Origin of the sequence: Solibacillus sp. FSL K6-1523 (assembly GCF_038005225.1) — a bacterium.
Taxonomy (GTDB): Bacteria; Bacillota; Bacilli; order Bacillales_A; family Planococcaceae; genus Solibacillus.
The window spans coordinates 2946578-2972632 of the sequence record NZ_JBBOSU010000001.1; the positions used below are offsets into that span (position 1 = coordinate 2946578).

Below are 26055 nucleotides of genomic sequence, written 5' to 3' on the forward strand. Positions count from 1 at the left end.
GTTTAGAAATTAAAACAAAGAACCATACCATTGTAAAATAGGCTCACCGTAAAAAAAGACTAAGATTGCTGCTAGCGCAATGGAAGGACCAAATGGGACAGGTGTCTTTCTACCTTTATTATTTATTATGAGGATAACAATGCCAACGACCATCCCGATGAATGCCGCTAAAAATAAGATCAACAGCGTCTGTACCGTTCCGAGCACAATTCCGATGACGAAAAATAATTTTATGTCTCCTCCACCCATGCCCCCTTTTGACACGACTGCGATCAATAGTAAAATACCAAAGCCAATAATTGCCCCTAATAAACTATCCCACCAAGGTTCGAGTGGTGCAAATCCACGGGCAAGTATTAATAACGGAAGGAAAAATAATAATACTTTATCTGGAATAATCATATACGCAATATCTGATACGTTAATAATCATAAGTAATGAAATAAATAACAGTGCTACTGCTAACTCAGGCTGTAATCCAATTTTCCAATAGGCAAAGGCAAATAACCCTCCTGTCAAAAGCTCCGTTATCATATAAATTGGCGAAAAACGCACGCCACAACCCCGACATTTCCCGCGCAATAATACATACGAAATAACGGGAATAAGGTCAAAAATTGTTAGCTGACGTTGACAGTTTGTGCAATGAGACGGGGGAGAAATAATGGACTCCTTTTTCGGCACGCGCAAACCAACCACATTGAAAAAGGAGCCGAATACCAAGCCGAAAATACCTACAATTATGGAATAAGTAATTGTCATATTACACCCACCTTTTTATGTTTTCCTTCATATATTTAATAACATAAACAGTTTTAACAATTAGGTCTACATTAAATATTTATTCTTTTCCTCTAAACAATAATTTCCACTTTTTATAATAATACCTCAATAAATTGCCAATTTCTAGATTGTCATTTAAATTTACTCCACACAAAAAACGAGTGCCATCCAGCACTCGTTTTTCTTTTACTTAACCAATTTCTCCATAAAATACGCGCGAATCTCCTGCCAGTTATTCACCCGCTCAAAGCCTTCTACGTTGGCATTATAAGGCATTGCATACATAATACCTGTTCCTTTAAAAGCATGTAGTTGTCCTGGGCTATCATCAATTAAATAATCCGTATGTATGACTGCCTTGTTTCCACAAAAGACTATATTTTGTATATTTAAAAACGGTAAATATTGCATTAACCAATCATATTTCGCATTAAATGAACCTGGTACATCCATGGCAGCGGTTGCGATGTAAATTTCGTAATGTTCTTGAAGTTCTCGAACTACCTCGATTGCATCAGGATCAAGCAACTCTAAATCCCGGAAAAAATCGGGTTCATTGATGAGTCCAAATAGCTTTTCCCCATCCTCTTTTGATAAATCTTTCTGTGTTGTCAGTAAAAATTCCTCATCAGTAAAGCTTGTTCCAAAATTTTCGTTGTACGTAGCGCATAACTTTTTATAAAAATTAGCTAACACTTGGTCCATATCAATTGCAATACTCTTTTTCAACGAGATAACCTCCTCTTTCTATCTACTTTAAAGTGTAATCAACGAGTGGACAGGAAACAAGTAATTCCCTCGTTTATTTACAATTTATAATATAAACGAAACTATTCTCAGATTTTTTTACAAGGGGCAAGTTTAATCTAAAAAGCATTGGAGCCAACAGCCCCAACGCTTTTTTCTTAGTACATTTTTAAGTATTGATCACGTTCCCATTGGTGAACAGTTGAGCGATACATTTCAAACTCAATTTCTTTTGCTTCCTTGAAGTTTGCATAAATGTGACGACCTAATGCCTTTTTTACTACTTCATCTTTTGCAAGCATCGCCAATGCATCATCTAAAGCGGCTGGTAAATTATCAATACCGTTTGCTTGGCGCTCTTCTTCGCTCATCACGTAAATGTTACGGTTGATTGCTGGTGGTGGTGTTAATTGTTGACGGATCCCTTCAAGACCTGCTTCTAAAATAACAGCCATTGCTAAATACGGATTGGCAGCTGGATCTACCGAGCGTACTTCAACACGTGTTGATACACCACGAGATGATGGGATACGAATAAGTGGTGAACGGTTTTGTGCTGACCATGCTACGTAACAAGGCGCTTCATAGCCTGGTACTAAACGTTTGTACGAGTTAACTATTGGATTTGTAATCGCTGTAAAACCTTGTACATGCGCTAATACACCCGCCATAAATTGCATCGCTTGCTCCGATAAACCAAGCTCCGTAGATTCATCATAAAACGCATTTACTTTTCCTCTAAATAAAGACACGTTAAAGTGCATGCCTGAACCCGCTTCACCGAATAATGGTTTTGGCATAAATGTTGCATGTAAACCGTGCTTACGTGCAATTGTTTTAACAACTAGCTTGAATGTTTGTATATTATCACATGCTGTAATCGCATCTGCATATTTAAAGTCAATTTCGTGTTGACCTGGTGCTACCTCGTGGTGAGAAGCTTCAATTTCAAAGCCCATTTCCTCTAGCTCTAAAACGATATCACGACGGCAGTTTTCACCTAAGTCTGTTGGTGCTAAGTCGAAATAACCACCATTGTCATTCACTTCTAAAGTCGGTTCACCTTTTGCATCTAATTTGAATAAGAAGAATTCTGGCTCAGGTCCTAAGTTGAAATCCGTGAAGCCCATTTCTTCCATTTCTTTTAGTACACGCTTTAAGTTGTTACGCGGGTCTCCTGCGAATGGTGTGCCATTTGGATTATAAATATCACAGATGAAACGTGCTACTTTACCTTTTTCAGCAGTCCATGGGAATACCATAAACGAATCATAATCAGGGTATAAATACATATCAGACTCTTCGATACGAACGAAACCTTCAATTGAAGAACCATCAAACATCATTTTATTATCTAATGCTTTATCTAATTGGCTTACTGGAATTTCAACATTTTTGATTGTTCCTAAAATATCTGTAAATTGTAAACGAATAAATTTTACTTCTTCTTCTTGCACGAGACGTTTAATATCGTCCTTCGTATATTTTCCCACTGTGTTCCACACTCCTAAAATGGTTTCTTCCCCGAAAAATTCGGTAGTTTTATAATTTACACGTCATCATTTTCGATTGAAACGTGATAAATCCCCTTGACGAATGGACGTTTTTTGCATGTGATGGGCTTGGCGCCTCTCTTCACGCATAATTTCACGAAGCTCTGAATCTGATATTTCTTTGCTCGCAGCAATTGTTGCGGATTCATTTTTCTTTGCGAACACTCTTTTTACTTCTGCCATGTTCACACCTTGTTCAAGTATATCTTTTATTTCTAATAGTACATCCACGTCATTTAATGAAAACATGCGTCGATTTCCTGCTGTTCGGTGAGGCTGAATTAAATGATGTTCTTCATAGTAGCGAATTTGTCTTGCGGATAAATCCGTTAATTGCATCACAATACTCATCGATAATAACGGCATTGTGCGCCGTATTTCACTACTCACATGCATTCAACCTCCTTGTTCACGATTTATCTTAAAACATGGAAAATTCATTGTCAATTCTATGTAAGGAAAGCTGACATGAGTTTTTTCGAAGTAGAAAATCCATGCGAAAATTAGCGAATATCGGTCTCACTTCAATGTTTGCACCGCTAAACAAATCGCATATTTTACATGTTCATATGTTAAGCCACCTTGAATAAACGCTGTGTACGGTGGGCGGATCGGACCATCTGCTGTTAGCTCAATACTTGAACCTTGCACGAACGTTCCAGCTGCCATAATGACATCATCTTCATAACCGGGCATATATGCAGGCTCTGGTGCGAAATGGGCATTAATTGGCGAAGCAGCTTGAATTTCTCGACAGAATGCCACCATTTGCTCCGCTGTTTGGAATGACACCGACTGAATTAAATCCGTACGTTGTTCACTATAATGAGGAGCCGTTGTCATTCCTAACTCTTCAAGCATCGCTGCAGTAAAAATCGCTCCTTTTAAACTTTGCGCAACTGTATGCGGTGCCATGAAAAAGCCTTGATAAAAATCAGCTAATGTATTTAATGTCGCGCCTGCTTCTGCCCCAATGCCTGGTGACGTCATGCGATACGCACATTTTTCTACTAAATCCGCGCGACCAGCAATATAACCACCAATTTTAGCTAATCCACCACCCGGATTTTTTATTAAAGATCCGGCCATTAAATCTACACCGATTTCTGTTGGTTCTAATGTTTCAACAAATTCACCGTAACAGTTGTCCACAAAAATTACGGCTTGTGGTGCGATTTCGCGAATTTTAACAACCATTTCGCGAATATCCTCAATTGTAAATGAAGGGCGACTTGCATATCCTTTCGAACGTTGAATCGCAACCATCTTCGTATTTTCATTGATTGCTTGGCGGACACCTTGCCAATCAATTGCTTTATTATCAATTAAATCTACATGAGAATAACCGATTTTATAATCTTTCAGAGAACCCGTATCTTTGTCACCACCATCTACAATCGATTGCAGCGTATCATACGGTTTGCCCGTAATGTAAACAAGTTCATCTCCTGGGCGTAATACACCAAATAAACTTAATGTAATCGCATGTGTACCCGAAATAATTTGCGGGCGAACAATTGCGGCTTCTGCTCCAAATACTTCTGCATATACGCGTTCTAAATTATCGCGCCCTTCATCATCATAACCATAGCCATTAGAAGGGTGTAGATGGAAATCACTTACTTGATTATTGCGAAATGCCGCAAGTACTTTTTGCTGATTGAAAAATGCTTGTTCATCCACTTTTTTATGATAATCAAACACTTTTTCCTCCATACGTGATGCAAGTGTCAGTGTTTCATTCGTTAATTTTGATTGAAATGCCATTGTAACTATCTCCATTCTTAACTTTTTAATCCTCCCTCATTATACATGAACTCGCACATATTTTGACGAAATGTTGTTATCCTACTATTTCATTTATAAACAGCATCGCCCCACAAAAAGCTTCCCGATGATCCCTTCCCTATCAACAAGCATGCTGCAAGTCCATATAAATTGATTGTAATAACAGGTTGGGCATTGACTCGCTTTTTAGACGCACAAAAAAGCACAATGACGATTTATTCCATCCGCCACTGCGCTTTTTACTTAATCAATTATTTAAACTCTAGCTCGCCATCATACGCAAGCATACCGCCTTCAAGATTCGTTACGTCGAACCCTTGAGCCGCTAAATATTCACATGCATTGGCACTACGTACGCCACCTTTGCATACAACAATATACGATTTTGACGTATCTAATTCTGCTGTACGTTCAGGAATCGAGCCTAATGGAATATGTACGGCACCTGGAATTACGCCTTCTCCCACTTCAAAATCTTCGCGTACATCAATGACATGTAAATCTTCATTGGCATCTAATAAGTTTAATAATTCATCTGTTGTTAATGTTTTCATTTTAATAATCCCCCATTACTTCAGTGTCAATTGTCATTATAATAGATACAATGACAAACTGCGAATTTTTATTCTTCATCCGCTCCGAGCGCCACTGGTTTTGCAGGGATAAATGTTGAAATGGCGTGCTTATATATCAATTGTTGCTTGCCATCTGAATCTAATAACACGGTAAAATTATCGTATGATTTAATGATGCCTTTTAATTGGAACCCGTTTAGTAAAAAGACGGTTACAAAAATATTATTTTTTCGTAAACTATTTAAAAATGTATCTTGTAGATTAATTGGTTTCATGAAAGTCCCCCTCTTCTCTATTTATTCATTACATAATAAACATTCGGCAAGTGGGCGATACTTTCCTTCACGAATTAGAAAAAAGTTTTCAGCTTATCCCAATCATTGCCAATCCACTGGACATCCATTTTGTTTCTAAAATATGTTAATTGTCTTTTTGCATAACGTCTTGAGTTTTGCTTAATTTGTTCGGTTACTTCTTCTAAAGTGAGTAATCCATCAAAATAAGCATACAATTCCTTGTAACCAATGGCTTTAATGGATTGGACATCTCGAATTTCATCGGCATAAAGCGCATATACTTCCTCTACTAAGCCCGCTTCAAGCATGAGGTCCACACGTAAATTTATGCGCTCATACAGCTTTTCACGGTCCATGTTCATGCCAATAATTAAATGATTGTAAAGAGGCACATCCCCACGATTAAACTGGTCTTCTGCTCGAGAAACCCCTGCTAATTCCGCCATTTCTAGTGCACGAATGACTCTTCTTGTATTATTCGGATGAATTTGCGCCGCCGCTTCTGCATCGACTTGCGCCAATTTTTGATGCATCACTTCTGGGCCAAACTGTTCTAATTCATCATAATATTTACTGCGCGCTTCTTCATTTACTTCTTGCTTCGTAAACTGGAAATCATAGAGCACCGACTGAACATATAAACCTGTTCCACCGACAACAATCGGTAACTTGCCACGCGACTGGATTTCCGCCATCTTTTCACGAACCAGCTTTTGATATTCCGCCACAGAAAAGCTATCAGTAGGCTCTTTAAAGCTTAATAAATGATGCGGCACACCGTCCATTTCCTGTTCTGTAATTTTCGCTGTTCCAATGTCCATTCGCTTATATATTTGCATCGAATCTCCGTTAATTACTTCGCCGTTCATTTCCTTAGCCAATCGGATGCTAAGTGCTGTCTTTCCTGATGCGGTAGGGCCAATAATCGCCACTACGTCTAAATTAGTTTTCATCGTTTAACCACCGTACTATTATTTTATAAGGGTATTGTTTATTACGCTCATTTAAAATTTCATGACGCATCCCTTCAAAGAGATACACCTTTACATGATCTAATCCCGCTTCTTGAAGCTGTTGTCCTACTTGAATGACACCTTTTCCGGCATCACCAACTGGATCCTCACTGCCGCTCACTAAAAGAATCGGTAAAGATGGGCGGATTCTTGCATTTTCACCGACTTTACCTAGCATTAATAAGCCATCTGTTAAATCCACGAAAAATTGTGTCGTCGCAATAAATCCGCATTTTTCATCTTGAATATATTTTTGCACCTGTTCTTCATCTGTCGAAAGCCAATCAAAGGATGTTTGGGCGTTTGGAATTTTGTTATTAAAATTGCCAAAACTTAATTTATCTAATAATGGACTTTCCACAGTTGCGCCTTTTGCTTTTACAAGTTGCTTCGCTAATACATTACCAGCTAAATGAAGTGGCGTGACTGCACCTGTCCCACTTAAAATTACTTTATCGAGCAAATAACTATATTGTTGGATAAAGCGGCGGGCAATAAAGGAGCCCATACTATGTCCAAATAACGTGAGTGATTTCATATCCAACTGTTTACGCAGTGTTTCAATCACTTCAAAAACATCTTTGACAACACGCTCAAATCCATCCTTCTCAGCAAAAAATCCAAATTGACCATTGTGCTCCACTGTTGCACCGTGCCCTCGGTGATCGTGCATAGATACAGAATAACCTTCATCACATAAAAAATTCGCAAAGTGTTCATAACGCGCCGAATGCTCCGCCATCCCGTGTAAAATATGCACATGTCCAATCGCTTGTACAGCAGGTATATACGTTGTGACAAATACTTCGTGCCGATCAGTCATTCGTAAATAAAATGATTTTTTATCCAACACTTATCACCCTTTCATTTTCGGTTACATAACGCGTTTAAACATTTTTTCAACTTCATACGTTGTGAAATGAACTAAAACCGGTCGCCCATGCGGACAAGTAAATGGATTTTCCGCTGCTCGTAAATCCGTTATTAAGCGCTCCATTTGCTCTTTATCAAGAAAATGATTGGCTTTAATCGATTTTTTACAGCTCATCATAATGGCCGCGGCTTCTCGTAATTTCTTAATATCCGTTTTCCTCGTTTTTAGCACTTGTTCAATCAGTTCTTCAATCACTTCTTGTTCCTCACCTTTTGGAAACCAAGTTGGATATTCACGAATGACGAATGAAGCATGCCCGAACTCTTCTAAAAACACACCGACTTCTTCTAGCGCACTCATGGATTCTTTTAGTAGGAGTGCCTCGTCTGCAGCATAATGGAAAGTAAGTGGCATGAGTAACGCTTGCCGCTCATTTGCGTTCACTTCGCCCACTTTCTCTTTGAAATATTCATACTTAATTCGTTCCTGAGCTGCATGCTGATCAATTAAATAAAACCCATCTTCCATTTGCGCTACAATATATGTCCCGTGGATTTGACCGACAATTTCTAACTGCGGGAATGGTTGCTTTGGTGATTCGGGCAACTGTTCCTCGATTATTTCATGCTGGAACGGTTCGTTTTGTTGCGGAATCGCCTGTGTTATGAAGGGCAGTTCAACTGTTTCCGAAGGTTTCGGTCGCTCTACTTGTTCATAATATGGGGCTGGTGCAAATGGCTCCTTGACGAATGATTGTTGCTCATTTGTTAAGCGCTCGACTATTTCATCCATTTTCGTTTCATTCAAAGTAGCGGCTGGTGTTTTCGATGGATTCCATAAATTCATCTGCTCGCCTGGCACGCGAACCGGTTTTTCCTTTTTCTCAGCGATTGGCACACGTATCACATCGCGAATCGTTTGACGCAGTGTATCTTCAATTAATTTTAATAGCTCAGGTTCTTTACTTACCCGTACTTGATGCTTTGCAGGGTGCACATTCACATCCGTTAATTGCGGGTCCCCTTCCACGTAAAGTAACACAATCGGAAAGCGTTCAATAGGTAAAAAGGTATGATATGCATCAGTAATCGCTTTTTGAATGACGAAATGCTTCACCCAACGACCATTCACAAATAACGACATATAGTTTTTCGATGCGCGCGTCACCTCTGGCAAGGAGGCAAAACCGTGAATTTTATAATCTTGATTTGTCCCTTCAAAGGCGATCATCTTTTTTGCGTTGTGCGTGCCGTAAATTGCGGCTAACACTTGCTGTACTTGACCGCGCCCATTTGTTTGCAGGAGCGTTTGTCCATTATGAACAAGTTTAATCGCTACTGTTGGATAGCCGAGCGCAATACGGTTAATAAAATCAATCGTATGCCCGAGCTCCGTTTGTAAAGTTTTTAAATATTTTAAGCGCGCAGGTGTATTAAAAAATAATTGTGCAACTGTAATATCTGTCCCTTTTCTTAATGAAGTAGGCTTATGTTCTTTCAAGTGTCCGCCTTCTAAATAAAGGTGGACACCCCCTTCACCATCCGAAGTACGTAGCGTGAATTTCGAAACGGAAGCAATCGATGCTAATGCCTCCCCGCGGAAACCAAGTGTACGAATGCGGAATAAATCTTGTTCCTTCTCAATTTTGGAAGTTGCATGACGGGAAAAGGATTTGAGCGCATCTTCTTCATCCATTCCACTGCCATTATCAACGACTTGAATACTGCTTAATCCCGCTTCTTCGAGGAATATTTCAATCGATGTACTATGTGCATCAATTGCATTTTCGACAAGTTCTTTGACGACCGATGAAGGACGTTCCACTACTTCCCCAGCCGCAATTTTATTGGATAATAATTCATCCATAATGTGAATTTTCCCCATCTAGCATCCTCCTTATTTATTTTCTAAAAGTTTTTGTTGCCACTCATATAAAACGGTCATTGCTTGCATCGGTGTTGTACCCATTACATTTAATTTCGAAATCGCATCTAACACTTGTTGTTCCGCTTCTGAAATTGCAGGTGCATCAGTCATTTGGAATAATGCAAGTTGCTCCACAGGCTCTCGTACGGTTTGTATAGGTTGGGGAACTGGTTCAATGAATACAGACTGTCCCTCGTTTTTCACCGCTTCTTGCCTTGCATCCTTCGCCTCAAATTCCGCTAATAAAGCACGTGCTCGCTGTAAAATAGGCTGCGGCATTTCAGCCAGTTCCGCCACATGCACACCGTAACTTTTATCTGCCGCACCTGACTTCACTTTGTGTAAAAAGACAACACGCCCATCTTGCTCCGTCGCACTAACATGGACATTTTGTAAGCGATCTAATTGCATTTCTAAATCCGTTAATTCATGATAGTGCGTTGAAAATAATGTATTCGCACCAATTTCCGTATGAATATATTCCATCATCGCTTGCGCTAGACTCATGCCGTCATACGTCGAAGTACCACGCCCAATTTCGTCAAACAGCATTAAACTATTTTTCGTCGCATGCGTGATGGCATGTTGTGATTCAATCATTTCCACCATGAAAGTCGATTGACCAGCCGCTAAATCATCCGCTGCGCCAATGCGTGTGAAAATTTGATCGGTAATTGGCAAAACCGCTTCTTGAGCTGGCACGTAGCAACCCATTTGCGCAAGTACAACAATAAGTGCAACTTGGCGCATATACGTACTTTTACCCGACATATTTGGACCTGTAATGAGCATCATATTTTTATCTTCCGCTAATAAACAATCATTCGGGACATAGCTTTGTTTATTGAGCATTTTTTCCACGACTGGGTGACGCCCTTCGATAATTTTCAGTGCGCGTCCTTCATGAAATACAGGTTTCGTAAAACGATATTTATCCGTTACGTTGGCAAAACTCATATACACATCTAGTTCACTAATTTGGGCCGCCAAAGCTTGTACACGCGGAATATATGCTTTTAACTGTTCACGTAAAGCGACGAATAAATCATATTCTAGCGCTAAACTTTGCTCTTCTGCATTTAAAATAAGCGCCTCTTTTTCTTTTAACTCTTCCGTAATAAATCGCTCAGCGTTCGCTAACGTTTGTTTTCGTTCAAAACGTGTTAAATCGGTATTGATTAAATGTGATTTTGTAATTTCAATATAATAACCAAACACGCGATTATAACCGATTTTCAAGTTTTTAATGCCGGTTAATTCACGCTCTTTTTGTTCTAATTGCGCAATCCAGTCTTTGCCGTTTCGAGAGGCGTCTCGGTATTGATCGAGTTGTTCATTATAACCATCTCGCATGACATCCCCTTCTTTAATCGAAATCGGCGGATGATCGGTAATCGCATCCGTTAACAATTGTTCGACATCATGGCATAAATCAAAATTTTCGCCTAATCGAATTAATTGCGCTCGGCCACTTTGTACGAGTTTTTCTTGAATGGCTGGTACTTGGCGTAATGATTCTCTCAGCTGCGCCAAATCTCGACCGCCTACCGAACCAAATGCTACTCGCCCCGCTAAGCGTTCTAAATCATACACATTTTTTAGAAGTTGCTGTAACTCTTCACGAACAAAAAATTCTTCTAGTAATTCCGTTACTACTTCCTGTCTTGCTTCAATCGCCGTTTTATTGGCAAGTGGCTGATGCAACCATTGCTTTAATTTACGTCCACCCATTGCCGTCACCGTTTCATCTAAAAGCCATAAAAGTGTCCCTTTTGAATCACCACCACGGATCGATTGAATGAGCTCTAAATTGCGTTTGGAATTCGTATCAATTTTTAATGTCGTTTTTTCTTCTATATAAGTAAATGCTTGAATATGGTACAAAGAGCGCATTTGAGTTCGCTCCGCATATTGCAATAATCGTTTCGCGACCACTTGTAGTGCACTTGGGATATTTTGTACATATTGTACGGCACGTCCCTCGTCCATTTCCTGATCTTCAAGTGATACGACTATGCCTGCATTCATCGCATAATCAGCTATTTCTAACTGCAATTGCTCGGTAACGATCACTTCTTTTATGGCATACGCTTGAAGTTGCTGAATTAATTCTTTCACATGCCCTTCAATCAATGACACATTCGCTTCACCTGTTGAAATATCTAAATAAGCAAATGCCATTTCGTTTTCAGATAAACTTTCAGCTGCTGCGATAAAGTGATTCGTTTTCCCATCAAGTGCTTTCCCTTCCATAATCGTTCCTGGTGTCACGAGCTGTACGACTTCACGTTTGACAACACCTTTTGCCTGTTTCGGATCTTCCGTTTGCTCGCAAATCGCGACTTTAAATCCTTTTGCTACAAGCGTTTCAATATAACCTTGTGCGGCGTGATGTGGCACTCCACACATTGGAATCGGGTTGTCTGTATTGCCCGAACGTGCAGTTAACGTAATTTCTAATAGTTGGGATGCTTTTACTGCATCGTCGAAAAATAATTCATAAAAATCGCCTAATCGGTAAAATACAAAGGCATCTTTATAGTCCTTTTTTACATCTAAATATTGGAGCATCATCGGTGTATATGTTGTCATTCTTAATTTCCCTCACTTAATTCATTACGCCTCAGTATCTTTACGTTTGCCATGCGTTTTAACACGCACTAAATAATGATAAACTTGTATTTTTATTATACCACTTGCGTAATGATTTGCCTTCCTTGCGCAATTAATTACGCCTCAGCATAATTGCGTCAGCATTTTGAATTGTGCTTGTACAAATGGCTCTCCTCAAAATTCTTGACATCCGCTGGGGGCTTTAGGTCAACAAGACGTGACCGTTTTAGCTTTTGTTCCCCTATTTAGCGTGCGTATAGACGCCCGCTGAATGAAAATAAAAAAAGCTCAAGCTGATGATAGCTTTGAGCAAGTTGTTCGCACTATTTAGATTTTGACAATTCCTTTTAACAGGACGATGAAGATTCACATGGATAATCGGGCGAACTGGAAGATGAGCAAGAGGAAGAAGATGAAGATGAGCTTGAAGAACAAGATTGTGTCGAACTTTCATCAAACTTCCAGTCATCTTCGCAGTCGATTGGGTGCACGCTCACAACAACCGTCGTCTCCCCAATAATTTCCACTAAAAATTCACGTTCAATCTTCACATTAATTTTATCCCCATGCTTTGTAATAACCGCTTCAATACAGTTTGGTGCTTGTAATACACAAACTTTCACATCATCTGAATCTTTACAATCATTGTCACGGAATGTTAGTTTAATACGATCTTTATATGAAACTGTTTCAGTAAATACGGCCGTTTTTGAATGATTATGATACGCATACCATACGTTAATATCAAACTTCCCTGAAACCTCAACATACTTCCCAATACGCTTTGCTGTATAATGATGATTAATAACCCAACAGCCGAGAATACTTGTCGGCGCATTCGGTGGACAGAGCGTTTCGCAACATTCCGTACGCTTCTTCCCTTTGGCAATCACGGCTTTCGTCACAATTTGACGTAAACGCTTCACCGAAAATCTCCCCTTTCTTTAACTACTCGAAATAGTGTATGCGGCTGTTGCCTAAAGGGTGAAATAATCCTGATGGAATCCACAATGGAATGGAAAAAATTCATCCGAACCTGCTTTATAGCTGCTTTCTTATAGAAAGGCTCACGTAAAAAATGCAGCTCCCTTCAAAATGGGAGCTGCATTTTTTACTTATGTTTGAGTTTGAATTTGCGCCTTCTTTTGTAATAATTCATCGACTTCATGAAGTGGCATTGGTTTAAAATAATAATAACCTTGACCACTGTTACAGCCGAGTTGTAGGAGTTCTTTATGCTGCTCTTCTGTTTCAATACCTTCAGCAACACAGCGCATATTTAAATTTCTAGAAAGATGAATAATTGTTTTAATGACCGCATGCATACGTGGGTCAGCTAAATTATCGACAAAGCTTTTATCGATTTTAATCTCTTCAAATGGAAGCTCCTGCAAATAACTTAAAGATGAATACCCTACCCCAAAATCATCAATAGACGTTGCGATGCCATACCTCATCAAATCATTTATGATTTTCTTCGCCCGCATCACATTATCTAACTCGATACTTTCCGTAATTTCAAATTTTATATACTTCGGTTCCACGCCATACTTTTCAATTAACTCCTTAACATTTTCTACGAATGCCGGGTGATAAAAATGATTTGGCGAAATATTTATAGATACTTGGTACATCGGTAAGTTATTTTCTTGTCGATCTTTTTGCCATTGTAAAACCTTCTTAAAAATAGCGCGATCTATTTCAGAAATATTTCCTGTGTTTTCTGCGACAGGGATAAATAATGCTGGTGAAACAAAACCAAGTTCAGGAGAAATCCATCGTGCTAACGCTTCAAAGCTATTAATCTCCCCAGTTTTTATATCCACTTTTGGCTGGAGCATTGGCATGAATTCATCTTTCCTCAAACCTTTTGCAATATTCGCCAAAACATTCATTTCATTCGCTACGGATTCCACCTGTTCCACTTCAAACTTTTTAATGACAGTTCCTACACTTTTTAATGCGATAGACAATGCTGTATCCGCTTGACGAATCGCTTGATCAATTGGTGTTTCAAGGCAAACTTTTGACGTACCCACTTTCAATGTAATGAATACATCTTTATTATTAATGCAATACGGCTCAAATAATAAGTGATCTATTTCAGCTTGTGTAAATTGTAAATCACTATTTTTTAGCTTGGATGCAATAATAATCGCCGAGTTTGTATAGCGCGCGATGAATAATTTATGTTCCGCAAAAATATTTTGTAAGCGTTTTGCTATTTTTACTAATATTTTATCGCCACCTTGTCGACCATATAAATCGACAATATTTTGATATTCACTCGGCTCAATAATATACAAATAGCTATTTTCCATACCCGCTTCCCAATCAGCTGTCATTTTACTTTTAAATCCTTCAAAATTACTTAAGCCCGTTGCAGAATCATAGAAAGCGAGCGAATGAATTGCATTTTTTTGATTGTAATATTTGACCGCGAGCGAAACAATCGGAGCAACATTCGTAATAATAAATTTATAATCCGTTGCCTGAGGTTCCATCTCTTGCTCAAAATAAATCGAAAAAAAGCCGATAACTTCTTCTTCCTTGTTAAAAATCGGCTGACCCCATAGTGAGACAATATTTTCTTTATCAATTAAATGTTTATATTGTTCATAATAAATTGTACTTTTTATATTTTTAATAAATGTCGCTTTTCGATCTAAACTTAATGAAAAATCATGACTATCATTGCCCATAAAGAAAGCTTGATACTTTGTCATTTCAAAGGTTTTTGTTGAACCACCATAAACTTCTGTTACTTTTCTATTTTCATCAATTAAAATAATCGTACAGTGACATTGATTTCTAAAAGTTATTTCTACATGATTACAAATTTCACCTAAAACATATTCTAGTGGGTCGCCATTTTCTAATTTATAATAAATATTTCTTTCTAGCTCAAGTAGTGCATCTACCTTCATTGCATCCGTAACGTCCTTCATCATTAAAAGACAATATTGAAGCTCGCCGTCGAGATCCTTTAGAGGTAAAATGCTTATTTCATTCCAAAATGTTGAACCATCTTTTCGATAATGATAAGACGATGTTGTAAACGAGAGCCCATTTTCTATACATTCTTGAATCGCATCTTCGTTTAGGACATCTGTTAAAGGACCATGTAAAATATTTAATTTTTTACCGATTAATTCTGACTCACTGTAATCTGTCATGCGTATAAAGACTTGATTCACAAAATCAATTACATTGCCTTTAGCTGGATTGATTACTACAACACCTGACTCAAACTGCCTCGCCATTTGACACAACCAAAAATACATATCATCTTTGTCGAAGTTTTGATTGTAATATTTGTACATTTCCGTTAGTCCTTCCTAATTAGCTCCACTATTTAAGGATTATAGCAAATTTTTCTAATAAATACGATAAATTGGCATGCATTTTTCCACTGTTTTACAACATTTTTTTAAAATAATTCGTTTTTATTACTTTTCAGCTAGTAACGAAAAGCAATTTTAAGAACAAAAAAACAGCCCCCTTGAGAGCTGCTTTGTTATCGTTTTTTATTATGAGCAAGATCCAGGTACACTTTTTCGCACTTTTGATCCAGTTTCACCTTTTAAAATATCGCCGCCTGTATTTTCAATTACTTCATTTGTTACATTATTAGCAATGGCATTTGAAACAAGTTGCAGTAATTCATTCACATCTGTTTGGGATTGTTTAAATTGTTGGACAACCGGAAGTGAATCAATTTCTTCTTCAATTCCTGTAATTTTTCCTTCAATCATTTTTAAAGCTTTTTCTTTTCCTAAGTGTTGGAAATTGACTGCTTGTTTTTGTAACGTTTTTAATGAAGCAATTTTTTCACGAACAAATTGGTTTTCGTTAATTTGTTCTTCTGCCTTTTTGAAAAATTCTACTTCTTCTGTGTTGGCAATCATATGTGCAATTTCTTTTGCTTTTACGACGATATCGTCTTTTGAATATAATTTTGTCATTTGATTAATTCCACCTCTTCTTTTACTTTTCCCACAAATTCACCTAATAATGAGTGACTTTTTGCTTCTGTCACTTTCACAAGCACGCGATGCCCGATGTATTTCGGATCTGCCTTGAAGTTCACTAATCGATTTTTACGCGTGTAACCCGCAAGCACGTCATCACGTCGTTTACTGCTACCTTCTACAAGCACTTCTACAATTTGACCTTCTAATTCTTTTAATGCTTTAGCCGAATATTCTGCCACGACATGGTTTAGACGGTGTAATCGTTCCTTTTTCACTTCATCCGGCACATTATCCGTCATTTTAGCAGCAGGTGTACCTTCACGTGGCGAATAAATATACGTAAACGCCATTTCAAAGCCTACTTCACGATATAAATCGAGTGTTTCTTGGAATTGCTCTTCTGTTTCATTTGGATAACCGACGATAATATCTGTCGTCAATGCAACATTTGGTATCGCTGTTTTGATTTTTTCTACTAATTGTAGGAAGTGCTCACGCGTATATTTGCGCGCCATAATTTTTAAAATCTCATTAGAACCTGATTGAACTGGTAAATGGATATGCTCAACTAGGTTTCCACCTTTAGCGAGTATTTCAATTAAATGATCATCAAAGTCGCGCGGGTGACTTGTTGTAAAACGAACACGCGGAATATCAATTGTTCGAATTGCATCCATCAAATCGCCTAAACGGTACGTGATGTCTTCAAAATCTTTTCCGTAAGCGTTGACGTTTTGACCTAGTAACATAATCTCTTTGTAACCTTGCGCTGCGAGTTCACGTACTTCTTGAATAATTTCTTCTGGTCGACGAGAACGCTCCTTCCCGCGCGTATACGGTACGATGCAGTATGTACAAAATTTGTCACAGCCGTACATAATGTTTACCCAAGCTTTGATCGAACCGAGACGTTTTTTCGGTAGGTTTTCAATAACATCGCCTTCTTTTGACCATACTTCTACGACCATTTCCTTAGACATGTACGCTTCGTTTAAAATATGTGGTAAACGGTGAATATTATGTGTACCGAAAACCATGTCGACATGTTGGTACTGCTTTAAAATTCGATTGACTACTGATTCTTCTTGTGACATGCATCCACAAACACCGATTAACATTTCTGGATTTTGTCGTTTATATTTAAGCAAGAAGCCGAGCTCACCAAATACTTTATTTTCCGCACCTTCACGAATGGCACATGTGTTTAATAGCACGACATCCGCTTCCTCGATCTGCTCCGTAGATGTGTAGCCAAGCTGCATGAAAATACCTGCCATTACTTCTGTATCATGTTCATTCATTTGACAACCATAAGTTCGGATGTAAAATTTACGTCCCTCACCCATATGTAAAAACTTCTCTTCGATATCAAAATCTTTGTGGTACTTCACTTCTTCTTTCCCACGTTTTTTTGCATCTTTTAATGAAGGAGCTGTAAACACTTTCTCAAAATATTTACTATAGTCTTTTTCTTGTTGTGGTTGCTTTACTTGTTGACTGGCTAGTCGTTGTTCTTCGTTCATCGACAAATAGCCCCTTTCTATCTTGTTCACTCATTTTCCCATTATAACGAATGTCTCTATGTTCCGACAAGCTTAGTCGACGAATTGTTTATAGCCTTGTGGGTCATTTGTACGCAAAATTGTAAGAAATGTGACACTTAACTTTATCACTTGTGACCATTTCATATTATATTTCGCTTCAAATTGATGTTTTGGTAGCTTTAACACATCTTTAAAAACATGCTGTGCGTCGAGTTGCTGCTCTTCTAAATAAGCAAGAAATGCCAAGAACAACTTATGATCTTCTAGTTGTAAATCCTTGTTTTGTAATAATGCGTCGAGTTGATCACGCGGTGAATTCGCCCGTTGAAATAATTTTTCGAGCTGTCTTTCAAGCTGCACATTTTTATATTGAAGAAAATTAATAATAGTAGACATTGTATTTCCCCATTTTAACAATTATTTGTTCATTAACTACTGTAACAAAGTTTGAAACTTAAAACATGGAAAAGCCCTCTATGTCACTTTGAAAATTCGCATCGCGTAAATCATCAGTAGTGCACAAAGTAGAAATAAACTACTTACAAAAATACCTGCTAATAAGTAACCCCCCTGCTCAATGAAATACCCGAAAAATGGCGGTATTAAAAACACACCGATCGAGGCAACCGTTACACTATAGCCACTTGCAAAACCACTTAACGAACGGTCAACACTTTCTACTGCGAGCGTCATCCAAATACCATTAAACCCTGACAACGCGAAACCAATAAACGCAATGAAAATGACAATTAAAATAGTAGATTGACTAAAGTAAAGACCTACCAAGCTGCCTGTGCTAATCAGTGTAATCCCAAACAAAACAAGCCACCGATTCCCAGCTAAAAAACGATCGCTAATAACACCCCATGAAACCCTCCCCACCGCGCCACATAACTCCGATAAGGCTAAACAAAGACCTGCGACATAAATTGGCCAATGTTTTGTTTCAATTAAAAATAAAATTAAATACGTGTTAAACGTTATTTGTACACCCATTAAGATAAAAGCAGAACTATTTGTGAAAAATAACATTTTAGATTTGCTTAATTGTTTTACCAGCGTCCAAAGTCGTTCTGTTGATTGGACTGGCTTTTCTGTCCACGGTAAACGGATAAAATAAATACTGCTAACGAGACATACAATGACAAGCACTAGTACCGCTATTGTCATCGCCCACCTCCAACCAATCACTACCGCTAACGGCAGAAGTAAAATACTAATTGTTGCCGAAGCAAGTGTAATCGACATTTGCTTCACACCCATTGGCAATGTTAATTTGGATGGTGAAAATTCGTACACAAGTAATTTATTCGTCACCGGATGCATCCCACCATAAGCAAGTCCAGCAATTAAAATAAAAATAAACGCTAGATAAAAATTATCCATCCACGCAAAAACTAAAAAACTACCCGCAACGACGCTCATCAACAAAATCATTAACAGTCTCGTATTCACACGGTCCGCAACATAACCAATTGGCATCGTCGCTAAAAATTGTCCAATAAAAAGTGCAGTTGGAAACAGACCCAACTGCACTTTTGTTAATGCTAAATCTTCTCCTATAAATACCATGAAAGTGCTTAAGCTCCTGCCAACAAATGCAGTAAAAAACTGACCTACTAGTATGAGGAGTACCATTATTTTACCTTGCTGCAGCAACTTTTCCATAAGAACCCCTCTCTTTCTACATCCCTAACATTTTCGGAACAAAGAGCACTAAGTCCGGTATATATGTAAGGAATAATAAAACAATAAATGAAATAATGATGAATGGGAATACACTTTTCACGAGTGTCTCAAACTTCACATCTGCCATCGAAGACACGATAAATAACCCCGTCCCAACTGGTGGTGTTAATAATCCGAGTGTTAAATTGATACAAATAATGACCCCGAAATGCACTGGATCAATATTCAATGCGAGTACAAGCGGCATTAATACAGGTACTAAAATAATGAGTGCTGCGATGCCGTCGAGTAGCATGCCGACGACAAGTAATGATAGGTTTACAAGCAATAAAAATACCCATGGACTTTCTGTAATACTTAACATGCTATCTACCAATAATTGCGGAATGCGTTCAAATGCAATCATCCACCCAAAAATATTTGCCATAATAATTAAATACGTAACTGTGGCAGTGTTTGTTACCGTACTAATTAACATTTTCGGTATTTTCTTCAAATCTAATTCACGATAAAAAAATAGCCCCACAACAATCGCAATTAAACAAGCAACAGCTGCGGATTCTGTCGCTGTAAAGATGCCCTTTAAAATCCCGACAACAACTGTTATAGGTATTAATAATGCTGGTAGTACTTGAAATGTACTTTTTAATATGACTTTTAATGGCGCACGCTCACTTTTCGGAAAGTTTTGCTTATAACCCATAAAAGAAATAACCCCAATAAATACAAGTCCATAAATGATACCAGGTACGATTCCAGCCATAAACAACGCCCCAATAGACGTACTCGACAGCGTGCCATAAATAATAAAAATCATACTAGGTGGAATAATCGGGGCAATAATGGAAGAGGCTAATGTAATAGATGCTGCGAATTCACGTTTATAGCCCTCTTTTTCCATTTGCGGCACCATTACTTTACTCATCATCGCAGCTTGTGCATTGGCAGAGCCTAAAATAGACGCCAAAAACATATTCGCCACGACTGTCACATAGGCAAGCCCACCTTTAAAGTGACCAATGAGTACGCGGGCAAATTGGACGAGGCGCGTCGTAATGCCACCTTCATTCATAATTTCGCCCATTAACATGAATAATGGAATCGCGAGTAAACCAAAGTTTTCAAGACTTGAATACATACGAAGTGGTGTCGAATCGAGCAACATCACTTGTCCATTTAATAAGAAATAAATAATCGTAATAATACCTAAAACCATTGCGATTGGAATCCCCATAATTAATAGCAGAAAGAAAATGGCGATCGTTAAAAATGTCATCTTAACTCACGCCTCCTTCTACTTTTTCTACTACTTCAGGCTCACCATTCACTAGATTGTTAATAAAGCGAGTCAAAATGTGAACAAAAGCAAAGACCAGTCCTATTGGTACAGCGCTGTATGGAATCCACATCGGAATTTGGAGCGCACTCGATTTTTGAATAAGCATAGAGGGGAGCATCATCCAATGAACCGCGTAATAAATTAAAATTCCTAAAAATACAATCATCGTTAAATCCTGTGCACTGCGTAGCCACCTTTTCTTATTGTCTGAAATCGCATCATAGAGAAAAGTAACGGAAGCCTGGGTGCCATATTTCAGGCCCCAGCTTCCCCCAATAAAAGATGTCCAAATCAATAAGAAAATAGAAACTTCGCCAGCCCAAGGGATCGGATCTTTTAGGAAGTAACGATAACAAACCGCGACAATCATCAATATTGCTAAAGCACCCATTAAAATCGTCATAATTACTTCTTCCAGCTTCGTTAGTAAATTACTGAATTTAGTCAATAATTGTACCACTCAAATCCCCCCTAGAAACTAGTTTCGTGCAGCTTCGATAAAGCGTTTCATTAAATCAGATTTAGCACTATATTCAGCATCAAATGATTCGATTTCTTCAGCGTATACATCTGCCCCTAATTCCGTTACAGTCATACCTTGATCTGCCAATTGCTTTTTAAAATCTTCCTCTTGTGAAGCACGTGTATCTACTGCATATTTTGAAGCGATAACTAATGATTCCGTAATGATTTTTTGCGCATCCGCAGATAAATCATTGAAAGCTTTTTCGTTCGTTAAAATGATTGATGGCCATACCATGTGATTTGTTACCGTCGCATATTTTGCTACTTCAGAATATTTATTTGTAATCGTCGCATCTAAGTCCATATCCATTCCGTCAATAACACCTGTTTGTAATGCTGAATAAACTTCTGGTAACGGTAACGCCTCTGGTGCTGCACCTGTTGATTGATAGAAGTAAGTCAGTGGCGGCGATGGTGTGACACGCATTTTTAAGCCTTTTAAATCGCTCGGTTTTGTCACTTCTTTGTCTTTCGTAATCATGACACGCTGACCTGCGAATAAATAATCTAATGGTTTTAATCCCGTACCTTCAATTTGCTTTAACATTTCTTTCCCAAGTTCTCCTTGGCTCATTTCATACGCATCTTGTAATGAATTAAATGCATACGGTGTAAACCATGCCGCTAAGTCCGGTGTACGAGCACTTAAATACGCCGCTGTAATTAACGCAAAGTCAATCGAACCCGCTTCCACTTGCTGTACCATATCTGCTTCTGTGCCTAGCTGACTTGCTGGATAAATTTCCACTTGCATTTTGCCGCCAGAGCGCGCCTGCAATTCTTCATTGAATTTTTCTGCAGCTAAATGCCACATATGATCTGTCGCTGTAATATGCGCCAGTTTAAATGTTTTTGTCGGTAAATCTAATTCCGTGCTCGCATCACCTGCTACCGACGTCTCAACCTTTTCCCCTGCATCTTCATCTGGTTTTTGCGCTGTTGAATCTTTATCATCTGAGCTACATGCCACTAATGCCAATGCCATTAAAAAGAATAATCCGATTTGAAGGAACTTCGGTAATTTTTTCATCAATGCATTCTCCTCTTAAATCATTATTTTTTAGATTTACCTGCAACGCCCCAATGCTTTGGTAAAATTTCAGTAATGATGACTCGAACTTGTTCAGGTGACACTTCCGCGGCTTCGACAAGAGATTCTGTTACTTTCGCAATGATGTTTTCCTTTTGTTCATCTGTCCGTCCTTCAAGTAATTGGATTTGTACGATAGGCATCGAAAATTTACACCTCTATTTCACATTCAGCGTCAGTTTACCTAACGCGCCGTAATCCGCTTCAATGACGTCGCCCGCTTCCACTGCGATTGCATCTGTAATTCCACCGGTTAATACGAGTTGACCTGGTGTGATGCCACGTCCTTCTCGCTCTAACATCGTCAATAATTCAATGACAGAATAAATTGGATGCCCAAGTACGGCTGCACCTTGTCCAAATAACTTATCTTCACCATTTTGCTTTAACGTGACTTCAACCGCAGACCAATCCAGTGCATACGGTGAAAATGCTTGTGCACTTAATAAAATTTTTGTCGATGAAGCATTATCTGCAATGACATCTGGCAATGTAAAGGAGAAGTTTTGATAACGGCTATCAATTACTTCCAGTGCTAAATACACACTTTCTACTGCATCCCATACATCCAGTGGTGTTAGGTTCGCGCCAAACAATGCTTTTTTGAACACAAAAGCGACTTCTGCCTCTACACGTGGATGGATATATTCAGCAGCCGTTAGTTCATTTTTTGTTAAATTCATAGAAGATGTTAAACGACCATAAATGGGTGAATCTACCCCTACTTGTTGCTGCTTTGCGACACTCGTTAACCCCATTTTCCAGCCAATAAAACGGTTAGCTGATGTTAACGTTTGTTCAATACTAATTTTTTGAATTTCGTATGCTTGCTCGACCGTTAAATCAGGCTTTGAAACGGTAATTTTTTCGATTGCCTGCTTCGTTTTTTGTGCTGTCGCAACTTGTGAAGCATAGTTAAATAAAGTCATTGCTTGCCACCAACCTTATCCCTCGCTAAATTTTGTGCTACTTCGATGATTGTATCTTCCTGACCGCCAACAACATTTAATTTTCCTAGCTCTACTAAAATATCACGCGCATCAATCCCTACCTTTTCTGCTGCGAGATTGGCATGACGTAAAAAGCTCGAATATACACCTGCATAGCCCATCACTAAGCTCCCCGATGTAATATCTTGTGGTTGCGGTAATATTTCGTTGCGCACATAATCGGCTAAATCGAGCATTTCATATAAATCAATGCCCGTTTCAATGTCCATACGTTGTAACACCGCCACTAATACTTCCGTTTGCGTATTACCCGCTCCTGCGCCTAAACAGCAAATGCTGCCATCAATTCGCGTCGCACCTTCCTCAATGGCAACGAGCGTATTCGCAACAGCTAAACTCAAGTTATTATGAGCATGGAAGCCCACTTCGACTTGTAAATTTTCGCTTAGTAATCGGATACGATCCCGTACATCGGATGGCAGCATCGCACCAGCAGAATCTGTTACGTACACACCATCTGCACCGTAAGACTCCATTAATAATGCTTGTTGTAAAACTGTTGCAGGAGGTGCTGAATGGGCCATCATAAGAAAGCCAAACACTTCCATTCCTAAATTTTTCGCTGTTTCAATATGTTGCTTTGAGACATCAGCCTCGGTCACATGTGTCGCTACACGAACCGCGCGCGCACCTGCTTCATACGCCAGTTTTAAATCTTCAATTGTCCCAATGCCCGGAATTAATAGCACGGTAACGACCGAGTCTCCCGCTACTTCGGCTGCCTCTTTCACTAATTCAATATCATATTCTTTAGAAAATCCGTACTGTAAAGACGACCCGCCTAAACCATCACCATGCGTTACTTCGATGTAAGGCACCCTTGCCTTGCTCAGCCCTTGCGTTACTTTACGTACTTGCTCAAAAGTAAACTGATGTCCAACAACATGGCTTCCATCACGCAATGCTACTTCTGTAATGTAAATGGGTTTCATTGCACTTCCGCCCCTTCTAACATCGACTTCGCAATTTCTTCTGCTACTTTTAATGCAGCCGCCGTCATAATATCTAAATTCCCCGCGTAAATTGGCAAATAATCACCTAGTCCCTCTACTTCAAGGAATACCGTTACTTTTTTTCCTTCAATGAGCGGGTCAATTTTCAAGCGATAGCCTGGTACGAAGTCATTTACTCTACTTACCATATTTCGTACAGCAGCTGAAATAGCTTCTGCATCCCCGTCCTCTTTTAATAAACACATGACCGTATCGCGCATGAGTAGTGGTGGCTCGGCTGGATTCAAAATAATAATGGCCTTCCCAATTTTCGCACCACCGACTTGCTCAATCGCACGTGCTGTCGTTTGTGTAAACTCATCAATATTGGCACGCGTACCTGGTCCTGCACTTTTCGAGGCAATTGTAGCAATGATTTCTGCATAATCGACTGGTTGAACCGAATTAATCGCATGAACAATTGGAATCGTTGCTTGCCCACCACATGTGATCATATTGACAACTTCTTTTTCGAGATGTTCCGTTAAATTAACCGTCGGTGCTACAAATGGACCAATTGCCGCTGGTGTTAAATCCACAATCCGGATATCCAATCCTTTCACAGCATTTACATGATGTTGATGCGCCTTTGCTGATGTCGCATCAAACAATATTTTTGCGCGTTCTGGATTTTCAAGAAAACCTTCAATCCCAGTTGAAATCGTTTCAATACCCGCTTCTTGCGCCATTTTCAACCCTTCTGATTGCGGGTCAATGCCAATTAAAACCGACATTTCTAAATACGGTGATCGCTGGATTTTTATCATTAAATCTGTTCCAATATTCCCTGAACCGATAATGCCTACTTTAATTTTCTCCATTTTGGTACCACCCTTTTTATCAATTATGTCTTAGCGTAATTGCGTCTAGATTTTCTTCGTGCTCGCTTACAAGAGATGTTAGCCTGAGTCCCCTTATTAAGCTAGCTGAATCTAGTTAAATTCAACTTGGACTTTACCTAATAATTCGCCGAAATCAGCGACAAAAACATCGCCAACCTCTGCATCAAGAGCCGCAGATAAAGCGCCGGATAACACGACTTCCCCAGCTTCCATCCCGATATTAAAGTCAGCAAGGCGATTCACTAGCCAAGCAACACAGGCAGCGGGATTTCCTAATACATCTGCGCCTTTACCGGCATTTACCTTCTCACCATTTTTATAAAAGTCCATTTCAATCGCTGGTAAATCGACTTGTGCAACGTCACGTTTAATATCTCCTAATACATATTTCGCCGAAGATGCATTGTCTGCAATCGTATCTAACAGCTTGATTTTCCAATTTTCAATACGACTATCGACAATTTCAAGACTACCAACTATGTAATCTGTTGCTTCAATCACTTGTGCAACTGTTACATTTGGTCCTTTTAAAGGCGCTTTTAAAAAGAACGCTACTTCTGCCTCTACGCGCGGTTTTAAATACTCACTTCGTAAAGTCGTACCATCTGTTATTTCCATATTGGAAAGTAAATGCCCATAATCCGGCTCATCCACATTCAATAAATTTTGCATTGCTTTAGAAGTAAGTCCGATTTTTTTGCCCGTAACGCGATGCCCTTGTGCTACTTTTTCATTAATCGTTTCAAGTTGAATTAAATACGCATCTTTCACTGTTAAATTTTCGAGTGATTGGGTAAGCGGCTGAATGCCATTTTGATTTTGTTCAGCCAATAATAATTTATGTGACCATTCGATTAAATTAACAACCATGTTCCTAATTCC

Annotated in this window: 25 protein-coding genes; all 25 read right to left on the bottom strand. The window is 38.9% G+C overall.

All coding sequences use genetic code 11. The features are described from left to right. Window positions 1–9 precede the first annotated feature (9 nt). Window positions 10–762: a prepilin peptidase gene (locus MHI10_RS14230; protein WP_340786488.1), complete on the bottom strand. Its 753-nt coding sequence runs from the start codon at window positions 760–762 to the stop codon at window positions 10–12. Window positions 763–969: 207 nt separating this feature from the next. Further along, a complete protein-coding gene (locus MHI10_RS14235) occupies window positions 970–1512 on the bottom strand; it encodes a 5' nucleotidase, NT5C type (RefSeq protein WP_340786489.1) in 543 nt (180 codons plus the stop codon). 176 nt (window positions 1513–1688) lie between these two features. After that, window positions 1689–3023 carry a type I glutamate--ammonia ligase gene (gene glnA, locus MHI10_RS14240; RefSeq protein ID WP_340786490.1) on the bottom strand — a complete coding sequence of 445 codons (1335 nt, stop codon included), beginning with the start codon at window positions 3021–3023 and terminating at the stop codon, window positions 1689–1691. A gap of 66 nt (window positions 3024–3089) precedes the next feature. Then, window positions 3090–3473, bottom strand: coding sequence for a MerR family transcriptional regulator (locus MHI10_RS14245; RefSeq protein ID WP_340786493.1), 384 nt, complete (start codon window positions 3471–3473; stop codon window positions 3090–3092). Window positions 3474–3602: 129 nt separating this feature from the next. Continuing rightward, window positions 3603–4850 (bottom strand): methionine gamma-lyase family protein, encoded by a 1248-nt coding sequence (locus MHI10_RS14250; protein WP_340786496.1) that lies wholly within the window; start codon window positions 4848–4850, stop codon window positions 3603–3605. Window positions 4851–5122: 272 nt separating this feature from the next. After that, window positions 5123–5425, bottom strand: coding sequence for a rhodanese-like domain-containing protein (locus MHI10_RS14255; RefSeq protein WP_340786499.1), 303 nt, complete (start codon window positions 5423–5425; stop codon window positions 5123–5125). A gap of 68 nt (window positions 5426–5493) precedes the next feature. Next, a complete protein-coding gene (gene hfq / locus MHI10_RS14260) occupies window positions 5494–5721 on the bottom strand; it encodes an RNA chaperone Hfq (RefSeq protein ID WP_340786501.1) in 228 nt (75 codons plus the stop codon). Window positions 5722–5795: 74 nt separating this feature from the next. Then, entirely contained in the window at window positions 5796–6695 is a 900-nt protein-coding gene (miaA, locus tag MHI10_RS14265; protein WP_340786503.1) for a tRNA (adenosine(37)-N6)-dimethylallyltransferase MiaA, read from the bottom strand. After that, window positions 6685–7605 carry an alpha/beta hydrolase gene (locus MHI10_RS14270; protein ID WP_340786506.1) on the bottom strand — a complete coding sequence of 307 codons (921 nt, stop codon included), beginning with the start codon at window positions 7603–7605 and terminating at the stop codon, window positions 6685–6687. The genes miaA and MHI10_RS14270 overlap by 11 nt, the downstream gene beginning before the upstream one ends. Window positions 7606–7629: 24 nt before the next feature. Then, a complete protein-coding gene (mutL, locus tag MHI10_RS14275; RefSeq protein WP_340786509.1) occupies window positions 7630–9513 on the bottom strand; it encodes a DNA mismatch repair endonuclease MutL in 1884 nt (627 codons plus the stop codon). A gap of 12 nt (window positions 9514–9525) precedes the next feature. Continuing rightward, window positions 9526–12147 (bottom strand): DNA mismatch repair protein MutS, encoded by a 2622-nt coding sequence (gene mutS, locus MHI10_RS14280; RefSeq protein ID WP_340786510.1) that lies wholly within the window; start codon window positions 12145–12147, stop codon window positions 9526–9528. A gap of 368 nt (window positions 12148–12515) precedes the next feature. Further along, the gene (gene cotE, locus MHI10_RS14285; RefSeq protein WP_340786512.1) at window positions 12516–13094 is read right to left on the bottom strand and encodes an outer spore coat protein CotE; all 579 of its coding nucleotides are present in this window, start codon (window positions 13092–13094) and stop codon (window positions 12516–12518) included. A gap of 189 nt (window positions 13095–13283) precedes the next feature. Then, window positions 13284–15491 (bottom strand): EAL domain-containing protein, encoded by a 2208-nt coding sequence (locus tag MHI10_RS14290; protein WP_340786514.1) that lies wholly within the window; start codon window positions 15489–15491, stop codon window positions 13284–13286. Window positions 15492–15698: 207 nt separating this feature from the next. Beyond that, entirely contained in the window at window positions 15699–16133 is a 435-nt protein-coding gene (locus tag MHI10_RS14295) for a RicAFT regulatory complex protein RicA family protein (protein ID WP_340786515.1), read from the bottom strand. Further along, on the bottom strand, window positions 16130–17665 hold the full coding sequence (gene miaB / locus MHI10_RS14300) for a tRNA (N6-isopentenyl adenosine(37)-C2)-methylthiotransferase MiaB (protein ID WP_340786518.1): 1536 nt from the start codon (window positions 17663–17665) through the stop codon (window positions 16130–16132). Before miaB ends, MHI10_RS14295 begins: the two co-directional genes overlap by 4 nt. A 72-nt stretch (window positions 17666–17737) precedes the next feature. Continuing rightward, entirely contained in the window at window positions 17738–18082 is a 345-nt protein-coding gene (locus MHI10_RS14305) for a hypothetical protein (RefSeq protein WP_340786521.1), read from the bottom strand. 78 nt (window positions 18083–18160) lie between these two features. Then, complete coding sequence (locus MHI10_RS14310) at window positions 18161–19354, bottom strand: MFS transporter (RefSeq protein ID WP_340786523.1); 1194 nt, start codon at window positions 19352–19354, stop codon at window positions 18161–18163. 16 nt (window positions 19355–19370) lie between these two features. Beyond that, window positions 19371–20651, bottom strand: a complete 1281-nt coding sequence (locus MHI10_RS14315; RefSeq protein ID WP_340786526.1) for a TRAP transporter large permease — start codon at window positions 20649–20651, stop codon at window positions 19371–19373. A gap of 1 nt (window position 20652) precedes the next feature. Then, entirely contained in the window at window positions 20653–21174 is a 522-nt protein-coding gene (locus MHI10_RS14320) for a TRAP transporter small permease (protein ID WP_340786528.1), read from the bottom strand. 18 nt (window positions 21175–21192) lie between these two features. Then, on the bottom strand, window positions 21193–22269 hold the full coding sequence (locus MHI10_RS14325; RefSeq protein WP_340786529.1) for a TRAP transporter substrate-binding protein: 1077 nt from the start codon (window positions 22267–22269) through the stop codon (window positions 21193–21195). 23 nt (window positions 22270–22292) lie between these two features. Then, a complete protein-coding gene (locus MHI10_RS14330) occupies window positions 22293–22472 on the bottom strand; it encodes a 2-hydroxymuconate tautomerase (RefSeq protein WP_340786530.1) in 180 nt (59 codons plus the stop codon). A gap of 15 nt (window positions 22473–22487) precedes the next feature. After that, window positions 22488–23258 (bottom strand): 2-keto-4-pentenoate hydratase, encoded by a 771-nt coding sequence (locus tag MHI10_RS14335; RefSeq protein WP_340786532.1) that lies wholly within the window; start codon window positions 23256–23258, stop codon window positions 22488–22490. Continuing rightward, the gene (dmpG, locus tag MHI10_RS14340) at window positions 23255–24271 is read right to left on the bottom strand and encodes a 4-hydroxy-2-oxovalerate aldolase (protein ID WP_340786534.1); all 1017 of its coding nucleotides are present in this window, start codon (window positions 24269–24271) and stop codon (window positions 23255–23257) included. Before dmpG ends, MHI10_RS14335 begins: the two co-directional genes overlap by 4 nt. After that, complete coding sequence (locus tag MHI10_RS14345; protein WP_340786536.1) at window positions 24268–25152, bottom strand: acetaldehyde dehydrogenase (acetylating); 885 nt, start codon at window positions 25150–25152, stop codon at window positions 24268–24270. The genes dmpG and MHI10_RS14345 overlap by 4 nt, the downstream gene beginning before the upstream one ends. 111 nt (window positions 25153–25263) lie before the next feature. Further along, window positions 25264–26043, bottom strand: a complete 780-nt coding sequence (locus tag MHI10_RS14350; RefSeq protein WP_340786538.1) for a 2-keto-4-pentenoate hydratase — start codon at window positions 26041–26043, stop codon at window positions 25264–25266. Window positions 26044–26055 lie beyond the last annotated feature (12 nt).